The sequence below is a fragment of the Pseudomonas sp. A25(2017) genome (assembly GCF_002001065.1).
Classification (GTDB): Bacteria; Pseudomonadota; Gammaproteobacteria; order Pseudomonadales; family Pseudomonadaceae; genus Aquipseudomonas; species Aquipseudomonas kilonensis.
In genome coordinates, this window is record NZ_MUOA01000121.1 from 162,974 (window position 1) to 185,903 (window position 22,930).

Consider the following 22,930-nt stretch of genomic DNA (forward strand, 5'->3'; position numbering starts at 1 on the left):
GTCTGCGAATAAATATCGGCGTTTAAAGTAGGAAGTGTCTGAACGTTACCGATGTTTCGAAATGTGTAACCAAAGGCGCCACAACGGGGCGATGTGAAACGCGAGGCCCCGTTATAGGGCGGTTCCAGGCGTCTGCCCAAATAAGCCGACACGCTGTGCTTGCCGGATTAGAAGGGTTTGCGAATAATGGGCCCGCTATTTGCAGCATAGATCGGTTTCCCTTCTTTTGCTCGTGCATGAATTTGCGGGGCTGTCAATGCGCTCGAACAGCTTTCTCGGTGCTTCTGTAATTTGTTGTCGCATTGAAGAAATATCGGCTTCGGGCCTGTCGTTAGAATGCCGATCACTCGCTCGTCGTGGCTCGTGTTGAATAAAACGTGAGCTTCCTAGGACGCAGCACCAAAGTTCGTTTCACCCATTCGCATATTGGGCTGTTGCTCACTCTGCCGTTTTTGCCCTTTACCGATGGAGTCCCAAGATGAAGAAACTTGTGCTGCTTGGCGCCCTGGCACTGTCCGTGCTGTCCCTGCCGACCTTCGCTGATGAGAAGCCCCTGAAGATTGGTATCGAAGCGGCTTACCCTCCGTTCGCCTCGAAAGCCCCGGATGGCAGCATCGTCGGTTTCGACTACGACATCGGCAATGCGCTGTGCGAAGAGATGAAGGTCAAGTGCGTGTGGGTCGAGCAAGAGTTCGACGGCCTGATCCCGGCGCTCAAGGTCCGCAAGATCGACGCGATCCTGTCGTCCATGTCGATCACCGAAGATCGCAAGAAATCGGTTGATTTCACCAACAAGTACTACAACACCCCGGCCCGTCTGGTGATGAAGGCCGGTACCCAGGTCAGCGACAACCTGGCCGAGCTCAAGGGCAAGAACATCGGCGTGCAACGTGGTTCGATCCACGAGCGTTTCGCCCGTGAAGTGTTGGCTCCGCTGGGTGCCGAGATCAAGCCATACGGTTCGCAGAACGAGATTTACCTGGACGTGTCCGCTGGTCGTCTCGACGGCACCGTGGCAGACGCTACGCTGTTGGATGACGGCTTCCTCAAGACCGATGCTGGCAAGGGCTTCGCATTTGTAGGTCCAGCCTTTACCGACGAAAAATACTTCGGCGACGGTATCGGTATCGCGGTTCGCAAGGGCGATGCCCTGAAAGACAAGATCAATGGCGCGATCACTGCCATTCGCGCGAACGGCAAGTACAAGCAAATCCAGGACAAATACTTCGCTTTCGACATCTACGGCAAGTAACAACGTCCCGCCACTCGTGCGAAATGGCGCAAGCAACAGGATCTCTGCGGTTTGCGCCATTTTTTCATCCCACTTTCGAGGACCTGAATCATGTTGAAAGGCTACGGGGCTGTCATCCTCGATGGCGCATGGTTGACGCTTGAGCTCGCCTTGTCGTCCATGGCCCTGGCCATCGTCCTGGGGTTGATCGGCGTTGCGTTGCGCCTCTCTCCGGTGCGCTGGCTGGCGTGGCTGGGCGACTTGTATTCCACGGTCATTCGCGGCATTCCCGACCTGGTGCTGATCCTGCTGATTTTCTACGGCGGCCAGGACCTGCTCAACCGCGTGGCACCGATGCTCGGCTATGACGACTACATCGACCTGAACCCGCTGGCGGCCGGTATCGGCACCCTGGGCTTCATCTTCGGTGCCTACCTGTCGGAAACCTTCCGCGGCGCGTTCATGGCGATCCCCAAGGGGCAGGCCGAGGCCGGCATGGCGTACGGCATGAACGGGTTCCAGGTGTTTTTCCGGGTGCTGGTGCCGCAGATGATTCGCCTGGCGATTCCGGGCTTCACCAACAACTGGCTGGTGCTGACCAAGGCTACCGCGCTGATTTCGGTGGTGGGCCTGCAAGACATGATGTTCAAGGCCAAGCAGGCGGCAGATGCCACGCGCGAGCCTTTCACCTTCTTCCTCGCAGTGGCGGCGATGTACCTGGTGATCACCAGTGTCTCGTTGCTGGCGTTGCGTCACCTTGAGAAGCGCTACTCGGTAGGCGTAAGGGCGGCTGATCTATGATCTTCGACTACAACGTCATCTATGAAGCCTTGCCGCTGTACTTCAGTGGCTTGTTGACCACCCTGAAGCTGTTGGCCCTGTCGCTGTTCTTCGGCCTGCTGGCGGCGTTGCCCCTGGGGCTGATGCGGGTGTCCAAGCAGCCGGCGGTCAACATGACGGCCTGGCTCTACACCTACGTGATCCGCGGCACGCCGATGCTGGTCCAGCTGTTCCTGATCTACTACGGGCTGGCGCAGTTCGCGATCGTTCGTGAAAGCTTCCTCTGGCCGTGGCTGTCCAGTGCGACCTTCTGTGCGTGCCTGGCGTTCGCTATCAACACCAGCGCCTACACCGCCGAAATCATCGCCGGCAGCCTGCGGGCCACGCCCAACGGTGAGATCGAAGCGGCCAAGGCCATGGGCATGTCGCGCTACAAGCTGTATCGCCGGATCCTGCTGCCATCGGCCTTGCGTCGGGCGCTGCCGCAATACAGCAACGAAGTGATCATGATGTTGCAGACCACCAGCCTGGCATCCATCGTGACCCTGATCGACATCACCGGTGCCGCGCGCACGGTGAACGCGCAGTACTACTTGCCGTTCGAGGCCTACATCACGGCCGGCGTTTTCTACCTGTGCCTGACCTTCATCCTGGTGCGCCTGTTCAAACTGGCCGAGCGCCGCTGGCTGGGTTACCTGGCCCCGCGCAAGCACTGATAACGCATCGATCCGATCGACTGCTCAACGACTGACGTTTTGTGAGAACCGACCGCATGTACAAGCTTGAAGTCCAAGACCTGCATAAACGCTATGGCAGTCACGAAGTGCTCAAGGGCGTGTCCCTGAAAGCCGCCGCTGGCGATGTGATCAGCATCATCGGCTCCAGTGGCTCCGGCAAGAGTACTTTCCTGCGTTGCATCAACCTGCTTGAGCAACCCCATGCCGGCAAGATCCTGCTCAACAATGAAGAGTTGAAGCTGGTCGCCGGCAAGGACGGCGCGTTGAAGGCCGCGGACCCCAAGCAACTGCAGCGCATGCGTTCGCGACTGTCGATGGTGTTCCAGCATTTCAACCTGTGGTCCCACATGACTGCGCTGGAAAATATCATGGAAGCGCCGGTGCATGTACTGGGCGTGGCCAAGGCTGAAGCGCGGGAAAAGGCCGAGCACTACCTGAACAAGGTTGGCGTGGCCCATCGCAAGGACGCCTACCCGGGCCATATGTCCGGCGGCGAGCAGCAGCGTGTGGCGATTGCCCGTGCGCTGGCGATGGAGCCGGAGGTGATGCTGTTCGACGAGCCGACCTCGGCTCTGGACCCGGAACTGGTAGGTGACGTGCTCAAGGTGATGCAGGCCCTGGCCCTGGAAGGCCGGACCATGGTGGTGGTGACCCATGAAATGGGCTTTGCCCGTGAAGTGTCGAACCAACTGGTGTTCTTGCACAAAGGCATCGTCGAAGAAAGCGGCAACCCGCGCGAAGTGCTGGTCAATCCGCAATCTGAGCGCCTGCAACAATTTCTTTCGGGCAGCCTCAAGTAATCGCTCCCGTGACGCACCTGATTTGGGTCATGCTGCGCACCGCGCGCCAGATGGTCTAATTTGGTTGCAGCCGCTTTTGGCTTTAACACTGTTTTCGCTTCGGATTGCCCGCCATGACTGCCCATCGAATAGGTTTCCTGATTTGGCCCAGCACTAAAGCCTTGACGCTGGCGCTGGCCGAGGAGGCCTTGCGTGTTGCTCAGCGGGTGCATCCGGATGTGGTCTACGAACTGTCGTTCTTGCAGGCCGAGCCGCCGGCCGACGGTGCCTGGCAGCTGCCGGGCGAGCCCTGGGCCGGCAAGCTCGAGGGCTTCCAGAAGCTGTTCCTGCTGGCCGATGAGCCACCGACTGCATTGGCCTCGCCACTGAGCAGCGCCCTCAAGCAACTGGTGCGTGCCGGTTGTGTGATTGGCGGTTTGTCTGCCGGTGTCTATCCCCTGGCTCAACTGGGTTTGCTCGACGGTTACCGTGCCGCCGTGCACTGGCGCTGGCAGGACGATTTCTCCGAGCGCTTCCCCAAGGTCATCGCCACCAGCCATCTGTTTGACTGGGACCGCGATCGCCTGAGCGCTTGCGGCGGCATGTCGGTGCTCGACCTGTTGCTGGCGGTGCTGGCTCGCGATCACGGCGCGGAACTGGCCGGCGCGGTGTCGGAAGAATTGGTGGTCGAGCGCATTCGCGAGGGCGGCGAGCGTCAGCGCATCCCGTTGCAGAACCGCCTTGGCTCCAGCCATCCAAAGCTCACCCAGGCGGTGCTGCTGATGGAGGCCAACATCGAAGAGCCGCTGACCACCGACGAAATCGCCCAGCATGTCTGTGTATCCCGTCGGCAGCTGGAGCGAATCTTCAAGCAATACCTCAATCGCGTGCCTAGCCAGTATTACCTGGAGCTGCGCCTGAACAAGGCGCGGCAGATGCTGATGCAGACCAGCAAATCCATCATCCAGATCGGCCTGTCCTGCGGCTTCTCCTCAGGGCCGCACTTCTCCAGCGCCTACCGCAACTTCTTCGGCGCCACACCGCGGGAAGACCGCAACCAGCGACGCAGCAGCAGCCCGTTCGAATTGTCCTCGGTGCCGTCCGAGCGCGGCTAAGTGGCACAACACGCTTCTGTGGGAGCAAGGCTTGCCCGCGATGCAGGCGATGCGGTCCTTGGTGAACCGAGGCGCCTGTATCGCGAGCAAGCTTTGCTCCCACAGATAAGTCCCCTCGCCACAAGTGTTTTGCATGGCCGAGGGAAATGTGGAAGCCAGCCCCTCAAATACACCGGCAACGTTTAAACTGCGCCTTTGCGACGCTATTTGTCGCATTGCCGTAAACCCGCGAAAAACGTGGGTTGGCGCTATAAGAAGTTGTCGCTTGGCGGCAAGGCCGGGCTGAAAACTGTCCTTACAATCCTTACCAAGCCCGCCAGTTCCAGGCGGGTGTTCCTCATCAGGAGACTCCGATGTCCGTTGAGCAAGCCGCGGTACAACGCGCCGATTTCGACCAGGTTATGGTTCCCAACTATGCACCTGCTGCCTTCATACCTGTGCGTGGCGCCGGTTCCCGCGTATGGGACCAATCCGGTCGTGAGTTGATCGACTTTGCTGGCGGTATCGCAGTCAACGTACTGGGCCATGCCCACCCGGCACTGGTCGGTGCACTGACCGAACAGGCCAACAAGCTGTGGCACGTGTCCAACGTCTTCACCAACGAGCCGGCCCTGCGCCTGGCCCATAAGTTGGTCAACGCGACTTTTGCCGAGCGCGCGTTCTTCTGCAACTCCGGCGCCGAAGCCAACGAGGCCGCCTTCAAGCTGGCCCGTCGCGTCGCGTTCGATCGTTTCGGCAGCGAAAAATACGAAATCATCGCCGCGCTCAATAGCTTCCACGGCCGCACCCTGTTCACCGTCAACGTCGGCGGGCAGTCGAAGTACTCCGACGGTTTCGGGCCTAAAATTACTGGCATCACCCACGTTCCTTACAACGACCTGGCTGCTTTGAAAGCCGCCATTTCGGACAAGACCTGCGCTGTGGTGCTGGAACCGATCCAGGGCGAGGGCGGTGTGCTGCCGGCCGAACTGGCCTACCTGCAAGGCGCCCGCGACCTGTGCAATGCCCACGACGCGCTGTTGGTGTTCGATGAAGTGCAGACCGGCATGGGCCGCAGCGGTCACCTGTTTGCCTATATGCATTACGGCGTGGTCCCGGACATCCTCACCAGCGCCAAGAGCCTGGGCGGTGGTTTCCCGATCGCGGCGATGCTCACCACCGAAGCGCTGGCCAAGCACCTGGTCGTCGGCACCCACGGCACCACCTATGGCGGTAACCCGCTGGCCTGCGCGGTGGCCGAAGCAGTGATCGATGTGGTCAATACCCCTGAAGTGCTCGCGGGTGTCAACGCCAAGCACGACAAGTTCAAGGCACGCCTGGAGCAGATCGGCGAGAAGTACGGCCTGTTCACCCAAGTGCGCGGCCTGGGCTTGCTGATCGGCTGCGTGCTGAACGACGCCTGGAAAGGCAAGGCCAAGGACATCTTCAACGCCGCCGAACAGGAAGGCCTGATGATCCTGCAAGCCGGCCCGGACGTGATTCGCTTTGCTCCGAGCCTGGTGGTGGAAGACGCCGACATCGACGAAGGCCTGGACCGCTTCGAGCGGGCTGCGGCGAAGTTGAGCCAAGCCTGATTTCAGACTTGACCGGCTCCATTGTGGGAGCCGGACTTATGTGGGTGCAGGTTTGTGGGAGCAAAGCTTGCTCGCGATGCGGGTGCCTCAGTTCACCAAGGACCGCGTCGCCTGCATCGCGGGCAAGCCTTGCTCCCACAAGCTTTGCTCCTACAAACCTGGTCCCATATTGAGTCAGTGGGGAGCAGGTCCGGTTTTTATTCTCTGTGTATCGACCTGACGGTCGAACCCTTTATTTCAAGTTAAGGAGTGACACCATGCTGGTGATGCGCCCCGCGCAAATGGCTGATCTGGGCGAGGTACAGCGTCTGGCTGCGGACAGTCCGATCGGTGTCACTTCCTTGCCGGATGACGTGGAACGCCTGAGCGACAAGATCGCCGCAAGCGAAGCCTCGTTCGCCGCCGAAGTCAGTTTCAATGGCGAAGAGAGCTATTTCTTCGTCCTCGAAGACACCGCGACCGGCAAACTGGCGGGCTGTTCGGCCATCGTCGCTTCGGCCGGTTATTCCGAACCGTTCTACAGCTTTCGCAACGAGACCTTTGTTCACGCCTCCCGTGAACTGAAGATCCACAACAAGATCCACGTGCTCTCCCAGTGCCACGACCTGACTGGCAACAGCCTGCTGACCAGTTTCTACGTGGTGCCGGAACTGGTGGGTTCGCCATGGTCGGAACTCAATTCCCGCGGGCGTCTGCTGTTCGTCGCCAGCCACCCGGAACGGTTTGCCGATTCGGTGGTGACCGAGATCGTCGGCTACAGCGATGAGAATGGCGACTCGCCGTTCTGGGACGCCATCGGTCGCAACTTCTTCGACCTCAACTACGCCGCCGCCGAGCGTTTGTGCGGGCTGAAAAGCCGTACTTTCCTCGCCGAGCTGATGCCCCATTACCCGATCTACGTGCCGCTGTTGCCGGACGCCGCCCAGGAAGCCATGGGCCAGGTCCATCCGCGGGCGCAGATCACCTTCGACATCCTGATGCGCGAGGGTTTCGAGACCGATCACTACATCGACATCTTCGACGGTGGCCCGACCCTGCATGCTCGTGTCTCGGGCATCCGCTCGATTGCCCAGAGCCGCGTGGTGCCGGTCAAGATCGGCGAACCGGTCAAGGGTGCCGGCCGCCAATACCTGGTGGCCAATGCCCAATTGCAGGATTACCGCGCCGTGCTGCTCGATCTTGATTACGCGCCGGGCAAACCTGTGACGCTGGACATGGAAGCGGCCGAAGCCTTGGGCGTCGGCGAAGGCGCCAGCGTGCGTCTGGTAGCCGTTTAACGCTTTACCGCTGAGTTTCGCGGGTGGCGTGAGCGACCCGTTTGAGGAGATAGCATGATCGTTCGTCCCGTACGCAGCAGCGATTTACCCGCTCTGATCGCCCTGGCCCGCAGCACGGGCACCGGCCTGACCACCCTGCCGGCCAACGAAGAGCGCCTGGCCCATCGGGTCGGCTGGGCCGAGAAGACCTTTCGCGGCGAAGCCGGGCGCGGTGACGCGGACTACCTGTTCGTGCTCGAAGACGATGACGGTCGCGTGGTGGGCATTTCCGCCATCGCCGGTGCCGTGGGCCTGCGTGAGCCTTGGTACAACTTCCGGGTCGGCCTGACGGTCAGCGCCTCCCAGGAATTGAACATCTATCGGGAAATCCCGACCCTGTTCCTGGCCAACGACCTGACCGGCAATTCCGAGCTGTGCTCGCTGTTTCTGCATGCCGATTTCCGCAGTGGTCTCAACGGCCGGATGTTGGCCAAGGCGCGGCTGTTGTTCATTGCCGAATTCCCACAGTTGTTCGGTAACAAGATCATCGCCGAGATGCGCGGCATGTCCGACGACAACGGTCGTTCGCCGTTCTGGGAAAGCCTGGGCCGGCATTTCTTCAAGATGGAATTCAGCCAGGCCGATTACCTCACCGGCGTCGGTAACAAGGCGTTCATCGCTGAGCTGATGCCCAAGTTTCCGCTGTACACCTGTTTCTTGTCTGAAGATGCCCGGGCCGTGATCGGCCAGGTTCATCCCGACACCGAGCCGGCGCTGTCGATGCTCAAGAGCGAAGGTTTCAGCTACCAGGGTTACGTCGACATCTTCGACGCCGGCCCAGCGGTGGAATGCGAAACCGGCAAGATCCGCGCGATTCGTGACAGCCAGGCGCTGGTGCTGGCCATCGGCACGCCGGGCGATGATGCCACGCCGTTCCTCATCCATAACCGCAAGCGCGAAGACTGCCGCATTACCGCCGCACCGGCGCGCTTTGCCGCCGGCACATTGGTGGTCGATCCGCTGACCGCCAAACGTCTTCAACTCAACGCCGGTGATCAGGTACGTGCCGTCGCGTTGTCTGCTGCCCGGGAGTCGAAATGATGAACTCGCTGTACATCGCAGGAAGCTGGCTGGAAGGCCAGGGCGACCTCTTTGAGTCGTTGAACCCGGTTAGCCAAGAGGTGTTGTGGTCGGGCAACGGCGCCACGGCGGCGCAAGTGGAGTCGGCGGTGCAGGCCGCGCGCCAGGCGTTCCCGGATTGGGCTCGGCGCTCGCTGGATGAACGCATCCAGGTGCTGGAAGCCTTTGCCGCTGCCCTGAAAAATCACGCGGACGAACTGGCCCAGTGCATCGGTGAAGAAACCGGCAAGCCGTTGTGGGAAGCGGCGACCGAAGTGACCAGCATGGTCAACAAAGTGGCCATTTCGGTGCAGAGCTACCGCGAGCGGACCGGCGAGAAGAGCGGCCCCCTGGGCGACGCCACCGCTGTATTGCGCCACAAGCCCCACGGTGTGGTGGCGGTGTTCGGTCCCTACAACTTCCCTGGTCATTTGCCCAACGGCCACATCGTGCCAGCGCTGCTGGCCGGCAACAGCGTGTTGTTCAAGCCGAGCGAGCTGACGCCGAAAGTTGCCGAACTGACGGTCAAGTGCTGGATCGAGGCCGGTCTGCCGGCGGGCGTACTGAACCTGCTGCAAGGGGCGCGGGAAACCGGCATCGCCCTGGCGGCGAACCCAGGCATCGATGGGCTGTTTTTCACCGGCTCCAGCCGCACCGGCAATCTGTTGCACCAACAATTTTCCGGGCGTCCGGACAAGATCCTCGCGCTGGAAATGGGCGGCAACAATCCGCTGGTGGTGGATGAGGTGGCCGACGTCGATGCGGCGGTCTACACCATTATTCAGTCCGCTTTCATTTCCGCCGGGCAGCGCTGCACCTGTGCGCGTCGCCTGCTGGTGCCGGAAGGCGCCTGGGGCGATGCCTTGCTGGCGCGCCTGGTGGCGGTCAGCTCGACCCTTGAAGTCGGTGCCTTCGACCAGCAACCGGCACCGTTCATGGGCTCGGTGATTTCCCTGGCCGCGGCGAAGGCGCTGATGGATGCGCAAAACCATTTGCTGGGCAAAGGCGCCGTACCGCTGTTGAGCATGACCCAACCGCAGGCCCAGGCCGCATTGCTGACGCCGGGTATCCTGGACGTGACGGCCGTGGCCGAGCGTCCTGATGAAGAGCTGTTCGGGCCGTTGCTGCAAGTGATCCGCTACAAAGATTTCGCAGCGGCAATCACCGAGGCCAACAATACGCAATATGGCCTGGCCGCCGGGTTGCTGTCCGATTCCCAGGCGCGTTACCAGCAGTTCTGGCTGCAAAGCCGCGCCGGTATCGTCAACTGGAACAAACAGCTGACCGGTGCCGCCAGCAGCGCGCCGTTCGGCGGTGTCGGCGCCTCGGGCAACCATCGCGCCAGCGCTTATTACGCGGCCGATTATTGCGCTTACCCGGTGGCTTCCCTGGAGACACCAAGCCTTGTGATGCCGGCTGCCCTCACTCCCGGTGTGCGCATGTCTTGAGACCGCCATCGCGGGCAAGCCTTGCTCCCACAGGAGTTATGCCAAATCTGTGAGAGCAAGCCTTGCTCCCACAGGAGCTATGCAAAACCTGTGGGAGCAAGGCTTGCCCGCGATAGCCGTGACTCGGTTGTTATTGATGCCTATAAAAAACAGATTCTCGTGGAGCCTCGCTGATGAAATCCTATGAAGTCAACTTTGACGGTCTAGTGGGGCCGACCCATAACTACGGCGGGCTCTCGTACGGCAACGTCGCGTCCCAGAGCAACAGCCAGCAGTCCTCCAACCCCAAGGAAGCGGCGTTGCAGGGCCTGGCGAAAATGAAAGCGCTGATGGACATGGGTTTCCAGCAGGGTGTGCTGGCGCCGCAGGAGCGCCCGGACGTGGCGGCCCTGCGCCGGCTGGGCTTTGCCGGCAGCGATGCCCAAGTCATCCAGCAGGCCGCGAAAGAAGCAATGCCGCTGCTGGTTGCCAGTTGCTCGGCCTCCAGCATGTGGGTGGCCAACGCCGCCACGGTCAGCCCGAGCGCCGACACCGCCGATGGCCGCGTGCATTTCACCGCCGCCAACCTGAACTGCAAATATCACCGCAGCATCGAGCATCCGACCACCAGTCGCGTGCTGGGGGCGATGTTCGCCAACCAGCACCACTTCGCCCACCACGCCGCGTTGCCGGCGGTGGCTCAGTTCGGTGACGAAGGCGCGGCCAACCACACCCGTTTCTGCCGCGCCTACGGCGAGGCCGGTGTCGAGTTCTTCGTGTTCGGCCGCAGTGCTTTTGACACCCGCTATCCCGCGCCGCAGAAATACCCGGCGCGCCAGACCCTGGAAGCTTCCCAGGCTGTTGCCCGCCTGCACGGGCTGAGGGAGGAGGGCGTGGTGTACGCCCAACAGAACCCATCGGTGATCGACCAGGGTGTGTTCCACAACGACGTGATCGCGGTGGGCAATGGCGAAGTGCTGTTCTATCACGAGGACGCGTTTCTCGAGACCGACAAGATGCTGGCTGAATTGAGCAGCAAACTCGCCAAGGTCGGTGGGAAATTTCAATCGGTGTGCGTACCGCGTTCGGCGGTCACCGTCGATGACGCGGTACGTTCCTACCTGTTCAATAGCCAGTTGCTGTCGCGTCCCGACGGTTCAATGCTCTTGATCGTGCCGGAAGAGTGCCGTAGCAACGAACGTGTCTGGCACTACCTGCAAGGCCTGACGGGCACTGGCGGGGTGATTCGCGAAGTGAAGGTCTTCGACCTCAAGCAAAGCATGCAGAACGGTGGCGGCCCGGCTTGCCTGAGGTTGCGCGTGGCCCTCAATGAAACCGAGCTGGCGGCTGTCAACCCAGGGGTTATCATGACCGCGCCGTTGTACGATTCGCTGACCCAATGGGTCGAGCGGCACTACCGCGACCGCATGACCGAAAACGATCTGGCAGACCCGCAGTTGCTGCTCGAATGCCGTGCGGCACTGGATGAACTGACACAAATCCTTAAACTTGGCTCGGTTTATCCTTTCCAGATCAATTGAAAGCGCGCGCTACCTGACTACAGTCAAAGCAGGGCGCGTTGCCTTATCCCCAGACGAGAATGTAAAGACATGAGCGATACCCTGCAGCTGATCCTTGAAGACACCGACGGCACCCAACTGGAAACTTCCTGCACCCGCGTCGCGGTGATGTGGCAAGGCAAGGAGTTGTGGATCCAGCAGGATGGCCGCGGTCAGTTGCTGATCGGCGTCGATGTCGAGGAAGGGGACGAGGAATACGCCAACCTGTTGTTGCGTCCATTGGCGACCAACCTGGTCAGCCTGCAACTGGAAATGGAACCGGCGGACGTCGGCGACGATGACCATGTCCATGGCCCGGATTGCGGCCACGACCATTAAGGAAACCGCGCTATGCTCGCCCTCGGCAAACTGCTTGAACTGACCCTCGCCGGCCGTGAACCGGCGGAGAAGACTCAACTGACTGTCGAAGGCGTACGGATGCGCTGGTTGAGCGAGGGCGCGCTGGAGGTCAAGCCGCCCGAAGCCCGGGATAACGGCCTGGACCTGCTGCTGTCGGCCGGTATCCACGGTAACGAAACCGCGCCGATCGAGTTGCTCGACCGCTTGCTGCATGACATCGCCCGTGGCCATTTGAAGCCGCGGGCACGCATTCTGTTCCTGTTCGGCAATCCCGAGGCCATCCGGCGCGGTGAGCGTTTCGTCGAACAGGACGTCAACCGCCTGTTCAATGGCCGCCATGAGCTGAGCGGCGGTCCTGAGGCGCTACGGGCCTGCGAGCTGGAGCGCTTGGCCGCCAGTTTCTTCAGCCGGCCAGAACGCAGTCGCTTGCATTACGACCTGCACACCGCCATCCGCGGCTCGAAGATCGAGCAGTTCGCCCTCTACCCGTGGAAAGAAGGTCGCCAGCATTCACGCCGTGAACTGGCACGCCTGCGTGCCGGGGGTATGGAGGCGGTGTTGCTGCAGAACAAGCCGTCCATTGTGTTCAGCGCCTACACCTACGACCAGCTCGGTGCCGAGTCCTTCACCCTGGAACTGGGCAAGGCCCGGCCATTCGGGCAGAACGACGGCGTCAACGTCAGCTTGTTGGAAACCCGCCTGCAACAGATCATCGAGGGCAACGAGCCGGAGCTGGATGAAGGGCTCGATGGCCTGCAGCTGTTCAGCGTCGCCCGGGAAATCATCAAGCACAGCGACAGCTTCCGCCTGAACCTGCCGGCGGACATCGAGAATTTCTCGGAATTGGGGAAAGGCTACGTGCTGGCCGAAGACATCGCCCAGACCCGCTGGGTGATCGAAGAGGAGGGCGCCCGGATCATCTTTCCGAACCCCAAGGTCAAGAATGGCTTGCGGGCTGGCATCCTGATCGTGCCGGCGACCGATGAAAACCTGATCTAAACCGAATCTTAGACTCAATACATGCCCCCCGTGGGAGCGAGCCTGCTCGCGATAGCGGTATATCGGCCGACATTAATGGCGACTGATACTCCGTCATCGCGAGCAGGCTCGCTCCCACAGGGGAAACTGTGTCCAGGCTTAGACCGCCACCGCCCGCTGCTCACTACGGCGCAACGCCCGGGTCTTGTGCAATGTATCGGCACAGGTTTTCGCTGCTTCCTGGCCCTTGTGCACGAAATGTTCGAAGAAGAACTTCTGATGTTCTTCCCCTGCATGGAAGTGATGCGGCGTGAGCACCACCGAGAATACCGGCACTTCGGTTTCCAGCTGGACCTGCATCAGGCCGCTGATCACCGATTGGGCGACGAACTCGTGACGGTAGATGCCACCGTCCACCACCAGGCCGGCGGCGACGATGCCAGCGTAGCGGCCTGACTTGGCCAGCAGCTTGGCGTGCAGCGGAATCTCGAAGGCACCACCGACTTCGAAGAAGTCGATATCACTTTCCTGATAACCCTGGGTGATCATTTCGGCGACGAAGCCTTTACGGCTCTGGTCGACGATTTCCTTGTGCCAGCAGGCCTGGATGAACGCGACGCGCTCGCCCGGATGACTTTTGCTTTTGCTGTCGATTGCAGTGGGTTGCATGTTCTGGCTCCTGTTTGTGTGAAAAACAGGGCGTCATGAATCGAAGGGGATTCGAGGGTACGCCGCGCACGGACAGTCGCAGTCGGCCCTTGGGTGCCAATCCCGTTCTCTCTTCATCCGGACTATGACCGTCGGCCCCGGAATCACACCGGGTCTGCTGACCTTGTCGCTACACCCCAAAAAGCGGTGCACCACCAAGCGCTCGCGGGCTATGCACGTTGCGTGCAATTACCGCCGGTGGGGAATTACACCCCGCCCTGAGAACGTTTTGCCGCCACGCTGTGTGACGGCGGACAATTTTTAACACATAACCCACTGTGGGAGCGAGCCGTGGGAGCAAAGCTTGCTCGCGATGGCGGTGGGTCAGTCAACATCAATACTGCCTGACCTGACGCCATCGCGAGCAAGCTTTGCTCCCACAGCACACAAGGGGGTTGTTGCCCTTTCCGTCGATCGGGCTTGATTATTCCTCGCCATGCCCGCAGTAATTGCCCTTCGAAAGGGAATTCCCCCTCCAGCACCCGAGGCCAGATTCATGAGCGTTATCGATCTTCGCAGCGACACGGTCACCCAACCTACCGCCGGCATGCTCGATGCCATGGCCAGCGCGCCGACCGGCGATGACGTGTATGGGGAAGACCCGACCGTCAATCGCCTCGAGGCTGAACTGGCCGCGCGCCTGGGGTTTGCCGCAGCGCTGTTCGTGCCCACGGGGACCATGAGCAACCTGTTGGGGTTGATGGCCCACTGCGAGCGCGGTGACGAATACATCGTCGGCCAGCAAGCCCACACCTATAAATACGAAGGCGGCGGGGCGGCCGTGCTCGGTTCGATCCAGCCCCAGCCCCTTGAGGTGCAGGCGGACGGTTCCCTGGATCTGGCGCACGTCGCGGCGGCGATCAAGCCCGATGACTTCCACTTTGCCCGCACTCGCCTGCTGGCCCTGGAAAACACCATGCAGGGCAAGGTGCTGCCATTGGAATACCTGGCCCGGGCCCGGCGTTTCACCCAGGAACATGGCCTGGCCCTGCATTTGGACGGGGCGCGGTTGTACAACGCGGCGGTCAAGCTGAATGTCGATGCCCGACAGATCACGCAATATTTCGATTCGGTGTCGGTGTGCCTGTCCAAGGGCCTCGGCGCGCCGGTGGGCTCGGTCCTGTGCGGCAGCGTCGAGCAGATCGGCAAGGCCCGCCGGCTGCGCAAGATGGTCGGCGGCGGCATGCGCCAGGCCGGGATTCTCGCGGCGGCGGGGCTGTATGCCCTGGAACATCAGGTCCAGCGCCTGGCCGATGACCACGCCAATGCCCAGCGGCTCGCCGAGGGCTTGCGCGCGGCGGGTTACGAGGTCGAGCCGGTGCAGACCAACATGGTCTACGTGCAAATGGGCGAGCGGGCCGAGGCGATCAAGGCATTTGCCGATGAACGGGGCGTCAAGCTCAGCGCGGCGCCACGTCTGCGAATGGTGACGCACATGGACGTGAGCGCGGCGCAAATCGACCAGGTGATCGCCGCTTTCGTCGATTTTTCCCGCCACTGACCCGTCAACCGGGCCAATTGACAGTTTCTATCGCATAAACACGCTGTACCCCACGCGCAGGGCCGATATAATGCGGCCCTTTGCCGTTGCTTCGTCTGTTGACGTTTTGCACAGGCCTTTGGCCGCAGCCTCCGTGGAAGAACCTAATGAAAAGCGCAGAAATCCGTGAAGCCTTCCTTCGCTTCTTCGAAGAGCAAGGCCACACCCGAGTAGCCTCCAGCTCTTTGATTCCGGGCAACGACCCGACCCTGCTGTTCACCAACGCGGGGATGAACCAGTTCAAGGACTGCTTCCTGGGCCAGGAAAAACGTGCCTACACCCGTGCGGTGAGCAGCCAGAAGTGCGTGCGTGCCGGCGGCAAGCACAACGACCTGGAAAACGTCGGTTATACCGCACGTCACCACACGTTCTTCGAAATGCTGGGCAACTTCAGCTTCGGTGACTATTTCAAGCGCGACGCCATCACCTTCGCCTGGACCTTCCTGACCTCCGACAAGTGGCTGAACCTGCCCAAGGAGAAGCTCTGGGTAACGGTCTACGCCACTGACGACGAAGCCTATGACATCTGGACCAAAGAGGTCGGTGTCCCGGCTGAGCGCATGGTGCGCATTGGCGACAACAAAGGCGCGCCTTACGCCTCCGATAACTTCTGGACCATGGGCGACACCGGCCCGTGCGGCCCGTGCACCGAGATTTTCTACGATCACGGCGCCGACATCTGGGGCGGCCCACCCGGCTCGCCGGAAGAAGACGGCGACCGCTACATCGAGATCTGGAACAACGTGTTCATGCAGTTCAACCGCACCGCCGATGGCGTGTTGCATCCGCTGCCAGCGCCGTCGGTCGACACCGGCATGGGCCTGGAGCGGATCAGTGCGGTGCTGCAGCACGTTCACTCCAACTACGAAATCGACCTGTTCCAGAGCCTGCTGAGCGCGTCGGCCCAGGCCATCGGTTGCACCAACGACAACCAGGCGTCGCTCAAAGTGGTGGCCGACCACATCCGTTCCTGCGGTTTCCTGATCGCCGACGGTGTGCTGCCTTCCAACGAAGGCCGCGGTTATGTGCTGCGCCGGATCATCCGTCGCGCCTGCCGTCACGGCAACAAGCTGGGCGCCAAGGGCAGCTTCTTCTATCAGATCGTCGCGGCATTGGCGGCCGAGATGGGCGAAGCCTTCCCGGAGCTCAAGTCCCAGCAGGCGCACATCGAGCGCGTGCTCAAGGCTGAAGAAGAACAATTCGCCAAGACCCTGGAGCAAGGCCTGAAGATCCTCGAGCAGGACCTGGCCGAGCTCAAGGGCAACGTGGTTCCGGGCGATGTGGTGTTCAAGCTGTACGACACCTACGGTTTCCCGATGGACCTGACCGGCGACATCGCCCGCGAACGCAACCTGACCCTCGACGAGGAAGGTTTCGAGCGTGAGATGGACGCCCAGCGAGTGCGTGCGCGTTCCGCCAGTTCCTTCGGCATGGACTACAACAGCCTGGTCAAGGTTGATGTGGCCACCGAGTTCACCGGTTATGCGGGCACCACCGGCTCGGCCAAGATCGTTGCCATCTATAAGGACGGGCAATCGGTCGACATCCTGAGCGAAGGCCAGGAAGGCGTGATCGTGCTGGACAAGACTCCGTTCTACGCCGAATCCGGCGGCCAGATCGGCGACAGCGGTTACCTGCAGGCGGGCAGTTCGCGTTTCGACGTGCGCGACACCACCAAGACCGGCGGCGCCTTCCTGCACCACGGCGTGCTGGCGTCGGGCAGCCTGATGATCGCCGCTCCGGTGGCTGCTCATGTCGACGCCGAGGTTCGGCATGCCACGTCGCTGAACCACTCCGCCACGCACTTGCTGCACGCTGCGTTGCGCCAGGTGCTGGGCGAGCATGTCCAGCAGAAGGGTTCGTTGGTGGACAGTCAGCGCCTGCGCTTCGACTTCAGCCATTTCGAAGCCATCAAGCCTGAGCAGCTCAAGGCGTTGGAAGAAATCGTCAACGCCGAGATTCGCAAGAACTCCCCGGTGGAAACCGAAGAAACCGACATCGAGACCGCCAAGCGCAAGGGCGCGATGGCGTTGTTCGGCGAGAAGTACGGCGACAGCGTGCGCGTGCTGAGCATGGGCGACTTCTCCGTTGAACTGTGCGGTGGTATCCACGCCAACCGCACCGGCGACATCGGCCTGATGAAAATCATCAGCGAAGGTGGCGTGGCATCCGGCGTGCGTCGGATCGAAGCGGTCACCGGCGCGGCCGCCCTGGCGTACCTCAACGCGGCCGAAGAACAACTCAAGGAAGCGGCAACCCTGATCAAGGGCAGCCGTGACAACCTGATCGACAAGCTGTCGGCTGTGCTGGAGCGCAACCGCCTGCTGGAAAAGCAACTCGAGCAGTTGCAGGCCAAGGCCGCCAGCGCCGCGGGCGACGATCTGTCGGCCCAGGCCGTGGACGTCAAGGGCGTGAACGTGCTGGCCGTGCGTCTGGACGGCCAGGATGGCAAGGCGCTGCTGGCGCTGGTCGATCAACTGAAAAACAAACTCGGCCGCGCAGTGATCCTGCTCGGCAGTGTCCATGAGGAAAAGGTCGTTCTCGTCGCAGGCGTGACCAAAGACCTGACTGGCCAACTCAAAGCCGGTGATTTGATGAAGCAAGCCGCTGCGGCAGTGGGCGGCAAGGGCGGTGGTCGTCCGGACATGGCGCAAGGCGGTGGTACCGACGTCGGCGCACTGGACGCGGCACTGGCCCAGACCGTTGCATTTGTAGAGCAGGGTATTTAAGGCAGCGCCGCAGGGCTCGTGGTCTAGTGACGAGCCCTGCCGCTGTTTGAGTGATTTATTGGGCGCCCTTCATGGGCAGAGGCGGCTTTGAAATGGCTTTGATCGTACAGAAATTTGGAGGCACCTCGGTCGGCACTGTCGAGAGAATCGAACAAGTCGCCGACAAGGTTAAGAAATTCCGCGAGGCGGGCGATGACCTGGTGGTTGTGCTGTCGGCAATGAGCGGCGAGACCAACCGTCTGATCGATCTGGCCAAGCAAATCAGCGGCGACCAGCAACCGGTTCCCCGTGAGCTGGACGTGATCGTTTCCACTGGCGAGCAGGTGACCATCGCCTTGCTGGCCATGGCGCTGATCAAGCGTGGTGTGCCGGCGGTGTCCTACACCGGCAACCAGGTGCGTATCCTGACGGACAGCGCGCACAATAAAGCGCGTATTCTGCAGATCGACGACCAGAAGATTCGCGGCGACCTGAAGGCTGGCCGTGTCGTGGTCGTCGCCGGTTTCCAGGGCGTGGACGAGCAGGGCAACATCACCACCCTCGGCCGTGGCGGTTCCGACACCACGGGCGTAGCGCTGGCGGCGGCCCTCAAGGCTGACGAATGCCAGATCTACACCGATGTGGACGGTGTCTACACCACTGACCCACGCGTGGTGCCTGTGGCCCAGCGCCTGGACAAGATCACGTTCGAAGAGATGCTGGAAATGGCCAGTCTCGGTTCGAAGGTGTTGCAGATCCGTGCGGTCGAATTCGCCGGCAAGTACAACGTTCCGCTGCGCGTTCTGCACAGCTTCAAAGAGGGTCCGGGCACCCTCATTACTATTGATGAAGAGGAATCCATGGAACAGCCGATCATTTCCGGCATCGCTTTCAACCGCGATGAAGCCAAGCTGACCATCCGTGGCGTGCCAGACACCCCCGGCGTGGCGTTCAAGATTCTCGGCCCGATCAGTGCCGCGAACATCGAAGTCGACATGATCGTGCAGAACGTCTCGCACGATAACACCACTGACTTCACCTTCACCGTGCACCGTAACGACTACCAGTCGGCCGAAGCGATACTGAAAAAAACCGCTGGCGAGATCGGTGCCCGGGAAGTGGTGGGCGATACCAAGATCGCCAAGGTCTCGATCGTCGGTGTCGGCATGCGCTCCCACGCAGGCGTGGCCAGCCGCATGTTCGAATCCCTGGCCAAGGAAAGCATCAACATCCAGATGATCTCTACCTCGGAAATCAAGGTTTCCGTGGTCATCGAAGAGAAGTACCTGGAACTGGCCGTGCGCGCCCTGCACACGGCTTTCGAACTCGACGCTGCTGCCCAACCGGGCGAGTAAAGCGTTGTCTGGAGGGCGCGGCTGGACCGCGCCCTTTGTTTTTCTGAATGGCGCGTCCCAAAACTGTTCTTTTGCCCGCGCTGGTCAATACTAGGCCTGTAGGCTTCGACCGTTTCGGTTGTAGGTCCAATGCCTTTTTTTTGCAGACTGTTGTCCCTTAAGTGAATTGCGTGAGGAGAAAGGTATGCTGATTCTGACCCGTCGGTGTGCAGAAAGCCTGATTATTGGCGATGGCGAAATCACCGTGACCGTGCTCGGCGTCAAAGGAAACCAAGTGCGTATCGGCGTCAACGCCCCGAAAGAGGTTGCTGTACACCGCGAGGAAATTTACCTGCGTATCAAGAAAGAGAAGGACGACGAACCAAGCCATTAATTTTTATCGATTTTTATGTTTGCAAACGGGGATGAAGGTGGTTAATATACGCCCCGTGTTGCGGAGAGCTGGCCGAGTGGCCGAAGGCGCTCCCCTGCTAAGGGAGTACACCTCAAAAGGGTGTCGGGGGTTCGAATCCCCCGTTCTCCGCCATTATTTTTTAGTGCGTCAAAACCTGGCTCGATCAGTAAGTGCTTGAAATTACTGAAAAAAGCGCTTTACAAAAGGAATTGACGACCTATAATGCGCGGCAACAAATGCACTCGTAGCTCAGCTGGATAGAGTACTCGGCTACGAACCGAGCGGTCACAGGTTCGAATCCTGTCGAGTGCACCATTTAAGAGTTGTTTGCAGCAATGCAAATAACTTGGCTTCAACCAGTTGTGATCTGGTATAAAACCACAACCTGCACTCGTAGCTCAGCTGGATAGAGTACTCGGCTACGAACCGAGCGGTCACAGGTTCGAATCCTGTCGAGTGCACCAAACACCAAGAAGCCCGCGTTTTACGCGGGCTTTTTGCTGTCTACGATTTGCCTTTTACGCATCCCCTCTCATCGAACACGACCTCTGCGCTGCGGCCTTTCTTCGCCTTGTAGCTATACCGCGTGCTCGAATTCCGAACTTTGATCGAGTCTGGCTTGCCCAGGGCGCTTTCTACGTCCTGCTGGCTCATGCCTGCGATGATGCGTCGGTCCAGGATGGCGTCGCGGCGTTGCCTGGCGTCGATGAGGTTCCCGCAGCGGTCCTGGAACTGACCAACCACGGTCGGTTCCTTGCGTGTGGTTTTGTTGCTGGATGTTTGCCAGCGCTCCGCTTCGGGCAGCATCGCCTCGCTCGTCGGTTCGGTCGAACCTGGGCGGTACGGATGGATCTGCTGTAGCGACAGGGTTTCTCCCGGGCCGCAGCTCAGGGTGGTGAATGTAACGTGTCCTGCATTACTTTCGCAGCGATGCACGGTCTGCCCGGCAGCCCATAAAGGCAGGCAGGGCAAGCAGGCGAGCAGGAACAGGCAGTGGTTGAGGTGCATCCGGTCGTCCTCCTTGACGGTGCAGAAGAGAAGGGTAGTCGCCGCATTTCTGCCGCGGCGTGTGTTTTCTTTTCTGGATAAGTCGTCGTAAAGGAACAGGTTCAGCCTGGGTTCAGGTTTGTCTCGCAAGCGCTTGTTCTTGCCATGATTTTTTAGCGTTTTAAAGCGTCAAGCGGTGTATGATTGCGCCCGTCAGCCCCGCCGGGGCTTTGGAATATCTCCATGGACTTACCCAGTAGTTACTCAATATTTAGTTTTGCCAATCATGAATTGACTGATTGATCCTTCCGGCGTGCTCCACTGCTGGGAGTGGAGTTCGCCTATGACCCAAGTAGAAGTAAAAAAAACGCAGGAAAGCCTTCAGGATCGCCTCGCTCAAGTTATTGAGCTGCTGCATCGCCAGCGGGTCGTCGAAGACCTGACGCATCGCCAGGAAGGTCCGCATCATGACCGGGTCGAGAACCTGGTCCACCGGCAGAATCTCGTCGAGCTGCAACGCAAGCTCGATGATCTGCACTCCGCCGACGTCGCCTACATTCTTGAAGCCCTGCCACTGGAAGAACGTCTGACGGTCTGGCAGTTGGTCAAGGCTGATCGCGACGGTGACATCCTGCTCGAAGTGTCGGACTCGGTTCGCGAAACCCTGATCGCCGACATGGATGATCATGAGTTGCTGGCGGCGGCCAAGGAAATGGACGCCGACGAACTCGCCGACCTTGCGCCCGAACTGCCGCGGGACGTTGTCCACGAACTGATGGAAGCCCTCGACGGCCAGCAGCGTGAGCGTGTGCGTTCGGCGTTGTCCTACGACGAGGAGCAGGTCGGTGCGCTGATGGACTTCGAGATGGTGACGATCCGCGAGGACGTCAGCCTTGAAGTGGTCTTGCGCTACCTGCGTCGCCTCAAGGAACTGCCGGGGCATACCGACAAGCTTTTCGTGGTCGACTACGACGGCGTGCTCAAGGGCGTGCTGCCCATCAAGCGCCTGCTCGTCAACGACCCGGAAAAACAGGTGGCCGAGGTCATGGCCAGCGATCCGGTGAGCTTTCACCCGGACGAAGATGCCTATGATGCGGCCCAGGCGTTCGAACGTTATGACTTGATTTCGGCGCCGGTGGTCGACAAGAACGGCAAACTGATCGGCCGTCTGACCATCGATGAAATGGTCGACTTGATTCGTGAGGAAAGCGAAAGCGAAGTCCTCAACATGGCCGGTCTGCGCGAAGAAGAAGACATCTTCGCCTCGGTCTGGAAATCCCTGCGTAACCGCTGGGCCTGGTTGGCGATCAACCTGATCACGGCGTTTGTCGCTTCCCGGGTCATCGGCCTGTTCGAAGGCTCCATCGAAAAACTGGTGGCGCTTGCGGCGCTGATGCCCATCGTCGCCGGCATCGGTGGCAACTCCGGCAACCAGACCATCACCATGATCGTCCGTGCCATGGCGCTGGACCAGGTCAGCACCGGCAACACATCGCGATTGATGCGCAAGGAACTGGCTGTGTCCCTGATCAACGGCGTGATTTGGGGTGGTGTAATTGGCGTGGTGGCTTATCTGCTCTATGGCAGCTGGTCGTTGGGGGTGGTCATGACCGCCGCGATGACGCTCAATCTGTTGTTGGCGGCATTGATGGGGGTCCTGATCCCCATGACCCTGGCCCGCATGGGCCGTGACCCTGCCATGGGCGCCAGTGTGATGATCACGGCCGTGACTGACAGTGGTGGGTTCTTCATTTTCCTGGGGTTGGCGACGATTTTCCTGCTCTGAGTCGCTCATCGAGAAACCCGCCTGTTTGGCGTAATATTGTCCACATAGAAAAACGGCGCTTCTTTCAGAAATGGGAAGCGCCGTTTTTTTTCGGGGCTTCTTTTGATTTGCGGGGCGTCAAGAACTCAAGGCAAGAGCAGCAGGCAGGTCCAGCCTCTATGGAGTTGCACCACCGCTTTCGCGAGCAAGCCCGCTCCCACAGGAGAAACGCGATCACCCTAAGCCAGGTCGGCTATAAGGCCGCCTCGGGGCGGACGTTGATCTCGGCGCCCCGTTAACCACGCTGGCTGAACGTAGGCATTGCGCAGTGGGCACCTCGGCATGGATGCCGAGGTAGTCGCGCTGGGCCATGGATGGCCCTTCGCGGCGGGCCCACGGAGCAATGCCGGAGTGAGGGCATGCCGAGCCTAAGCGAGGCACCGAGTGGTGGGGCATGAGCGTTTTGCTTACTTTTGCGCTTTTCAAAAGTGAGCCGCCGTCAGGGCGGAACCCTAAGCAGCCGTTACCGCAGCAACGGATATACACACCAACCCTGCC

Annotated in this window: 19 protein-coding genes, 3 tRNA genes and 1 riboswitch; of the genes, 20 read left to right on the forward strand and 2 right to left on the reverse strand. The window is 60.5% G+C overall.

Features of this window, described 5'->3' with window-relative positions; all coding sequences use genetic code 11:
- Positions 1-478: 478 nt before the first annotated feature.
- The 12 genes from B0E42_RS28085 (at position 479) to astE (ending at position 12,936) form a co-directional block, all read left to right on the forward strand.
- Positions 479-1,252 (forward strand): ABC transporter substrate-binding protein, encoded by a 774-nt coding sequence (locus B0E42_RS28085; protein ID WP_077508616.1) that lies wholly within the window; start codon positions 479-481, stop codon positions 1,250-1,252.
- Between the two features lie 90 nt (positions 1,253-1,342).
- Positions 1,343-2,032 (forward strand): ABC transporter permease, encoded by a 690-nt coding sequence (locus B0E42_RS28090; RefSeq protein ID WP_014339811.1) that lies wholly within the window; start codon positions 1,343-1,345, stop codon positions 2,030-2,032.
- Complete coding sequence (locus tag B0E42_RS28095; protein ID WP_014339810.1) at positions 2,029-2,727, forward strand: ABC transporter permease; 699 nt, start codon at positions 2,029-2,031, stop codon at positions 2,725-2,727. Before B0E42_RS28090 ends, B0E42_RS28095 begins: the two co-directional genes overlap by 4 nt.
- Positions 2,728-2,783: 56 nt before the next feature.
- Complete coding sequence (locus tag B0E42_RS28100; protein ID WP_018612663.1) at positions 2,784-3,548, forward strand: ABC transporter ATP-binding protein; 765 nt, start codon at positions 2,784-2,786, stop codon at positions 3,546-3,548.
- 113 nt (positions 3,549-3,661) lie between these two features.
- Positions 3,662-4,642 carry a GlxA family transcriptional regulator gene (locus B0E42_RS28105; protein ID WP_018612661.1) on the forward strand — a complete coding sequence of 327 codons (981 nt, stop codon included), beginning with the start codon at positions 3,662-3,664 and terminating at the stop codon, positions 4,640-4,642.
- Positions 4,643-4,995: 353 nt separating this feature from the next.
- A complete protein-coding gene (locus B0E42_RS28110) occupies positions 4,996-6,216 on the forward strand; it encodes an aspartate aminotransferase family protein (RefSeq protein WP_077508618.1) in 1,221 nt (406 codons plus the stop codon).
- A 257-nt stretch (positions 6,217-6,473) separates the two neighbouring features.
- Positions 6,474-7,493: an arginine/ornithine succinyltransferase subunit alpha gene (aruF, locus tag B0E42_RS28115; protein ID WP_018612659.1), complete on the forward strand. Its 1,020-nt coding sequence runs from the start codon at positions 6,474-6,476 to the stop codon at positions 7,491-7,493.
- Between the two features lie 54 nt (positions 7,494-7,547).
- Positions 7,548-8,573 carry an arginine N-succinyltransferase gene (astA, locus tag B0E42_RS28120; protein WP_018612658.1) on the forward strand — a complete coding sequence of 342 codons (1,026 nt, stop codon included), beginning with the start codon at positions 7,548-7,550 and terminating at the stop codon, positions 8,571-8,573.
- Positions 8,570-10,039 (forward strand): succinylglutamate-semialdehyde dehydrogenase, encoded by a 1,470-nt coding sequence (gene astD, locus B0E42_RS28125; RefSeq protein WP_168188546.1) that lies wholly within the window; start codon positions 8,570-8,572, stop codon positions 10,037-10,039. Before astA ends, astD begins: the two co-directional genes overlap by 4 nt.
- Positions 10,040-10,212: 173 nt before the next feature.
- Entirely contained in the window at positions 10,213-11,559 is a 1,347-nt protein-coding gene (astB, locus tag B0E42_RS28130; RefSeq protein WP_053181187.1) for an N-succinylarginine dihydrolase, read from the forward strand.
- Positions 11,560-11,628: 69 nt separating this feature from the next.
- Positions 11,629-11,916 carry a hypothetical protein gene (locus tag B0E42_RS28135; RefSeq protein WP_003178862.1) on the forward strand — a complete coding sequence of 96 codons (288 nt, stop codon included), beginning with the start codon at positions 11,629-11,631 and terminating at the stop codon, positions 11,914-11,916.
- A 12-nt stretch (positions 11,917-11,928) separates the two neighbouring features.
- The gene (astE, locus tag B0E42_RS28140) at positions 11,929-12,936 is read left to right on the forward strand and encodes a succinylglutamate desuccinylase (RefSeq protein WP_003204782.1); all 1,008 of its coding nucleotides are present in this window, start codon (positions 11,929-11,931) and stop codon (positions 12,934-12,936) included.
- Between the two features lie 138 nt (positions 12,937-13,074).
- On the opposite strand, the gene B0E42_RS28145 is transcribed toward astE, so the two are convergent.
- Positions 13,075-13,584 carry a 6,7-dimethyl-8-ribityllumazine synthase gene (locus tag B0E42_RS28145; protein WP_003204780.1) on the reverse strand — a complete coding sequence of 170 codons (510 nt, stop codon included), beginning with the start codon at positions 13,582-13,584 and terminating at the stop codon, positions 13,075-13,077.
- A 100-nt stretch (positions 13,585-13,684) separates the two neighbouring features.
- Positions 13,685-13,853, reverse strand: a riboswitch (FMN riboswitch).
- 266 nt (positions 13,854-14,119) lie between these two features.
- On the opposite strand from B0E42_RS28145, the gene ltaE reads away from it, so the two are divergent.
- The 7 genes from ltaE (at position 14,120) to B0E42_RS28180 (ending at position 20,084) form a co-directional block, all read left to right on the forward strand.
- Positions 14,120-15,124 (forward strand): low-specificity L-threonine aldolase, encoded by a 1,005-nt coding sequence (ltaE, locus tag B0E42_RS28150; protein ID WP_077508620.1) that lies wholly within the window; start codon positions 14,120-14,122, stop codon positions 15,122-15,124.
- Between the two features lie 146 nt (positions 15,125-15,270).
- The gene (alaS, locus tag B0E42_RS28155) at positions 15,271-17,892 is read left to right on the forward strand and encodes an alanine--tRNA ligase (RefSeq protein WP_053181182.1); all 2,622 of its coding nucleotides are present in this window, start codon (positions 15,271-15,273) and stop codon (positions 17,890-17,892) included.
- Positions 17,893-17,984: 92 nt separating this feature from the next.
- A complete protein-coding gene (locus B0E42_RS28160; RefSeq protein ID WP_014339802.1) occupies positions 17,985-19,226 on the forward strand; it encodes an aspartate kinase in 1,242 nt (413 codons plus the stop codon).
- Between the two features lie 184 nt (positions 19,227-19,410).
- Positions 19,411-19,599, forward strand: a complete 189-nt coding sequence (csrA, locus tag B0E42_RS28165) for a carbon storage regulator CsrA (protein WP_003178872.1) — start codon at positions 19,411-19,413, stop codon at positions 19,597-19,599.
- A 62-nt stretch (positions 19,600-19,661) separates the two neighbouring features.
- A tRNA-Ser gene (locus B0E42_RS28170) sits at positions 19,662-19,752 on the forward strand.
- A 106-nt stretch (positions 19,753-19,858) separates the two neighbouring features.
- Positions 19,859-19,935 (forward strand) — tRNA-Arg (locus B0E42_RS28175).
- 72 nt (positions 19,936-20,007) lie between these two features.
- Positions 20,008-20,084: transfer RNA gene (locus B0E42_RS28180), tRNA-Arg, on the forward strand.
- 40 nt (positions 20,085-20,124) lie between these two features.
- Here the strand turns inward: B0E42_RS28180 and B0E42_RS28185 are convergent.
- Entirely contained in the window at positions 20,125-20,628 is a 504-nt protein-coding gene (locus B0E42_RS28185) for a hypothetical protein (RefSeq protein ID WP_024618894.1), read from the reverse strand.
- 322 nt (positions 20,629-20,950) lie between these two features.
- Here B0E42_RS28185 and mgtE point away from each other — a divergent pair, with 322 nt between their 5' ends.
- Positions 20,951-22,393 carry a magnesium transporter gene (mgtE, locus tag B0E42_RS28190; protein ID WP_018612646.1) on the forward strand — a complete coding sequence of 481 codons (1,443 nt, stop codon included), beginning with the start codon at positions 20,951-20,953 and terminating at the stop codon, positions 22,391-22,393.
- Positions 22,394-22,930: the final 537 nt, after the last annotated feature.

Excerpts from the sequence above, each read along its gene's own strand:
- B0E42_RS28085 (WP_077508616.1), top strand. The coding sequence starts at position 479 with ATGAAGAAACTTGTGCTGCTTGGCGCCCTGGCACTGTCCGTGCTGTCC.
- B0E42_RS28090 (WP_014339811.1), top strand. The coding sequence starts at position 1,343 with ATGTTGAAAGGCTACGGGGCTGTCATCCTCGATGGCGCATGGTTGACG.
- B0E42_RS28095 (WP_014339810.1), top strand. The coding sequence starts at position 2,029 with ATGATCTTCGACTACAACGTCATCTATGAAGCCTTGCCGCTGTACTTC.
- B0E42_RS28100 (WP_018612663.1), top strand. The coding sequence starts at position 2,784 with ATGTACAAGCTTGAAGTCCAAGACCTGCATAAACGCTATGGCAGTCAC.
- B0E42_RS28105 (WP_018612661.1), top strand. The coding sequence starts at position 3,662 with ATGACTGCCCATCGAATAGGTTTCCTGATTTGGCCCAGCACTAAAGCC.
- B0E42_RS28110 (WP_077508618.1), top strand. The coding sequence starts at position 4,996 with ATGTCCGTTGAGCAAGCCGCGGTACAACGCGCCGATTTCGACCAGGTT.
- aruF (WP_018612659.1), top strand. The coding sequence starts at position 6,474 with ATGCTGGTGATGCGCCCCGCGCAAATGGCTGATCTGGGCGAGGTACAG.
- astA (WP_018612658.1), top strand. The coding sequence starts at position 7,548 with ATGATCGTTCGTCCCGTACGCAGCAGCGATTTACCCGCTCTGATCGCC.
- astD (WP_168188546.1), top strand. The coding sequence starts at position 8,570 with ATGATGAACTCGCTGTACATCGCAGGAAGCTGGCTGGAAGGCCAGGGC.
- astB (WP_053181187.1), top strand. The coding sequence starts at position 10,213 with ATGAAATCCTATGAAGTCAACTTTGACGGTCTAGTGGGGCCGACCCAT.
- B0E42_RS28135 (WP_003178862.1), top strand. The coding sequence starts at position 11,629 with ATGAGCGATACCCTGCAGCTGATCCTTGAAGACACCGACGGCACCCAA.
- astE (WP_003204782.1), top strand. The coding sequence starts at position 11,929 with ATGCTCGCCCTCGGCAAACTGCTTGAACTGACCCTCGCCGGCCGTGAA.
- B0E42_RS28145 (WP_003204780.1), bottom strand. The coding sequence starts at position 13,584 with ATGCAACCCACTGCAATCGACAGCAAAAGCAAAAGTCATCCGGGCGAG.
- ltaE (WP_077508620.1), top strand. The coding sequence starts at position 14,120 with ATGAGCGTTATCGATCTTCGCAGCGACACGGTCACCCAACCTACCGCC.
- alaS (WP_053181182.1), top strand. The coding sequence starts at position 15,271 with ATGAAAAGCGCAGAAATCCGTGAAGCCTTCCTTCGCTTCTTCGAAGAG.
- B0E42_RS28160 (WP_014339802.1), top strand. The coding sequence starts at position 17,985 with ATGGCTTTGATCGTACAGAAATTTGGAGGCACCTCGGTCGGCACTGTC.
- csrA (WP_003178872.1), top strand. The coding sequence starts at position 19,411 with ATGCTGATTCTGACCCGTCGGTGTGCAGAAAGCCTGATTATTGGCGAT.
- B0E42_RS28185 (WP_024618894.1), bottom strand. The coding sequence starts at position 20,628 with ATGCACCTCAACCACTGCCTGTTCCTGCTCGCCTGCTTGCCCTGCCTG.
- mgtE (WP_018612646.1), top strand. The coding sequence starts at position 20,951 with ATGACCCAAGTAGAAGTAAAAAAAACGCAGGAAAGCCTTCAGGATCGC.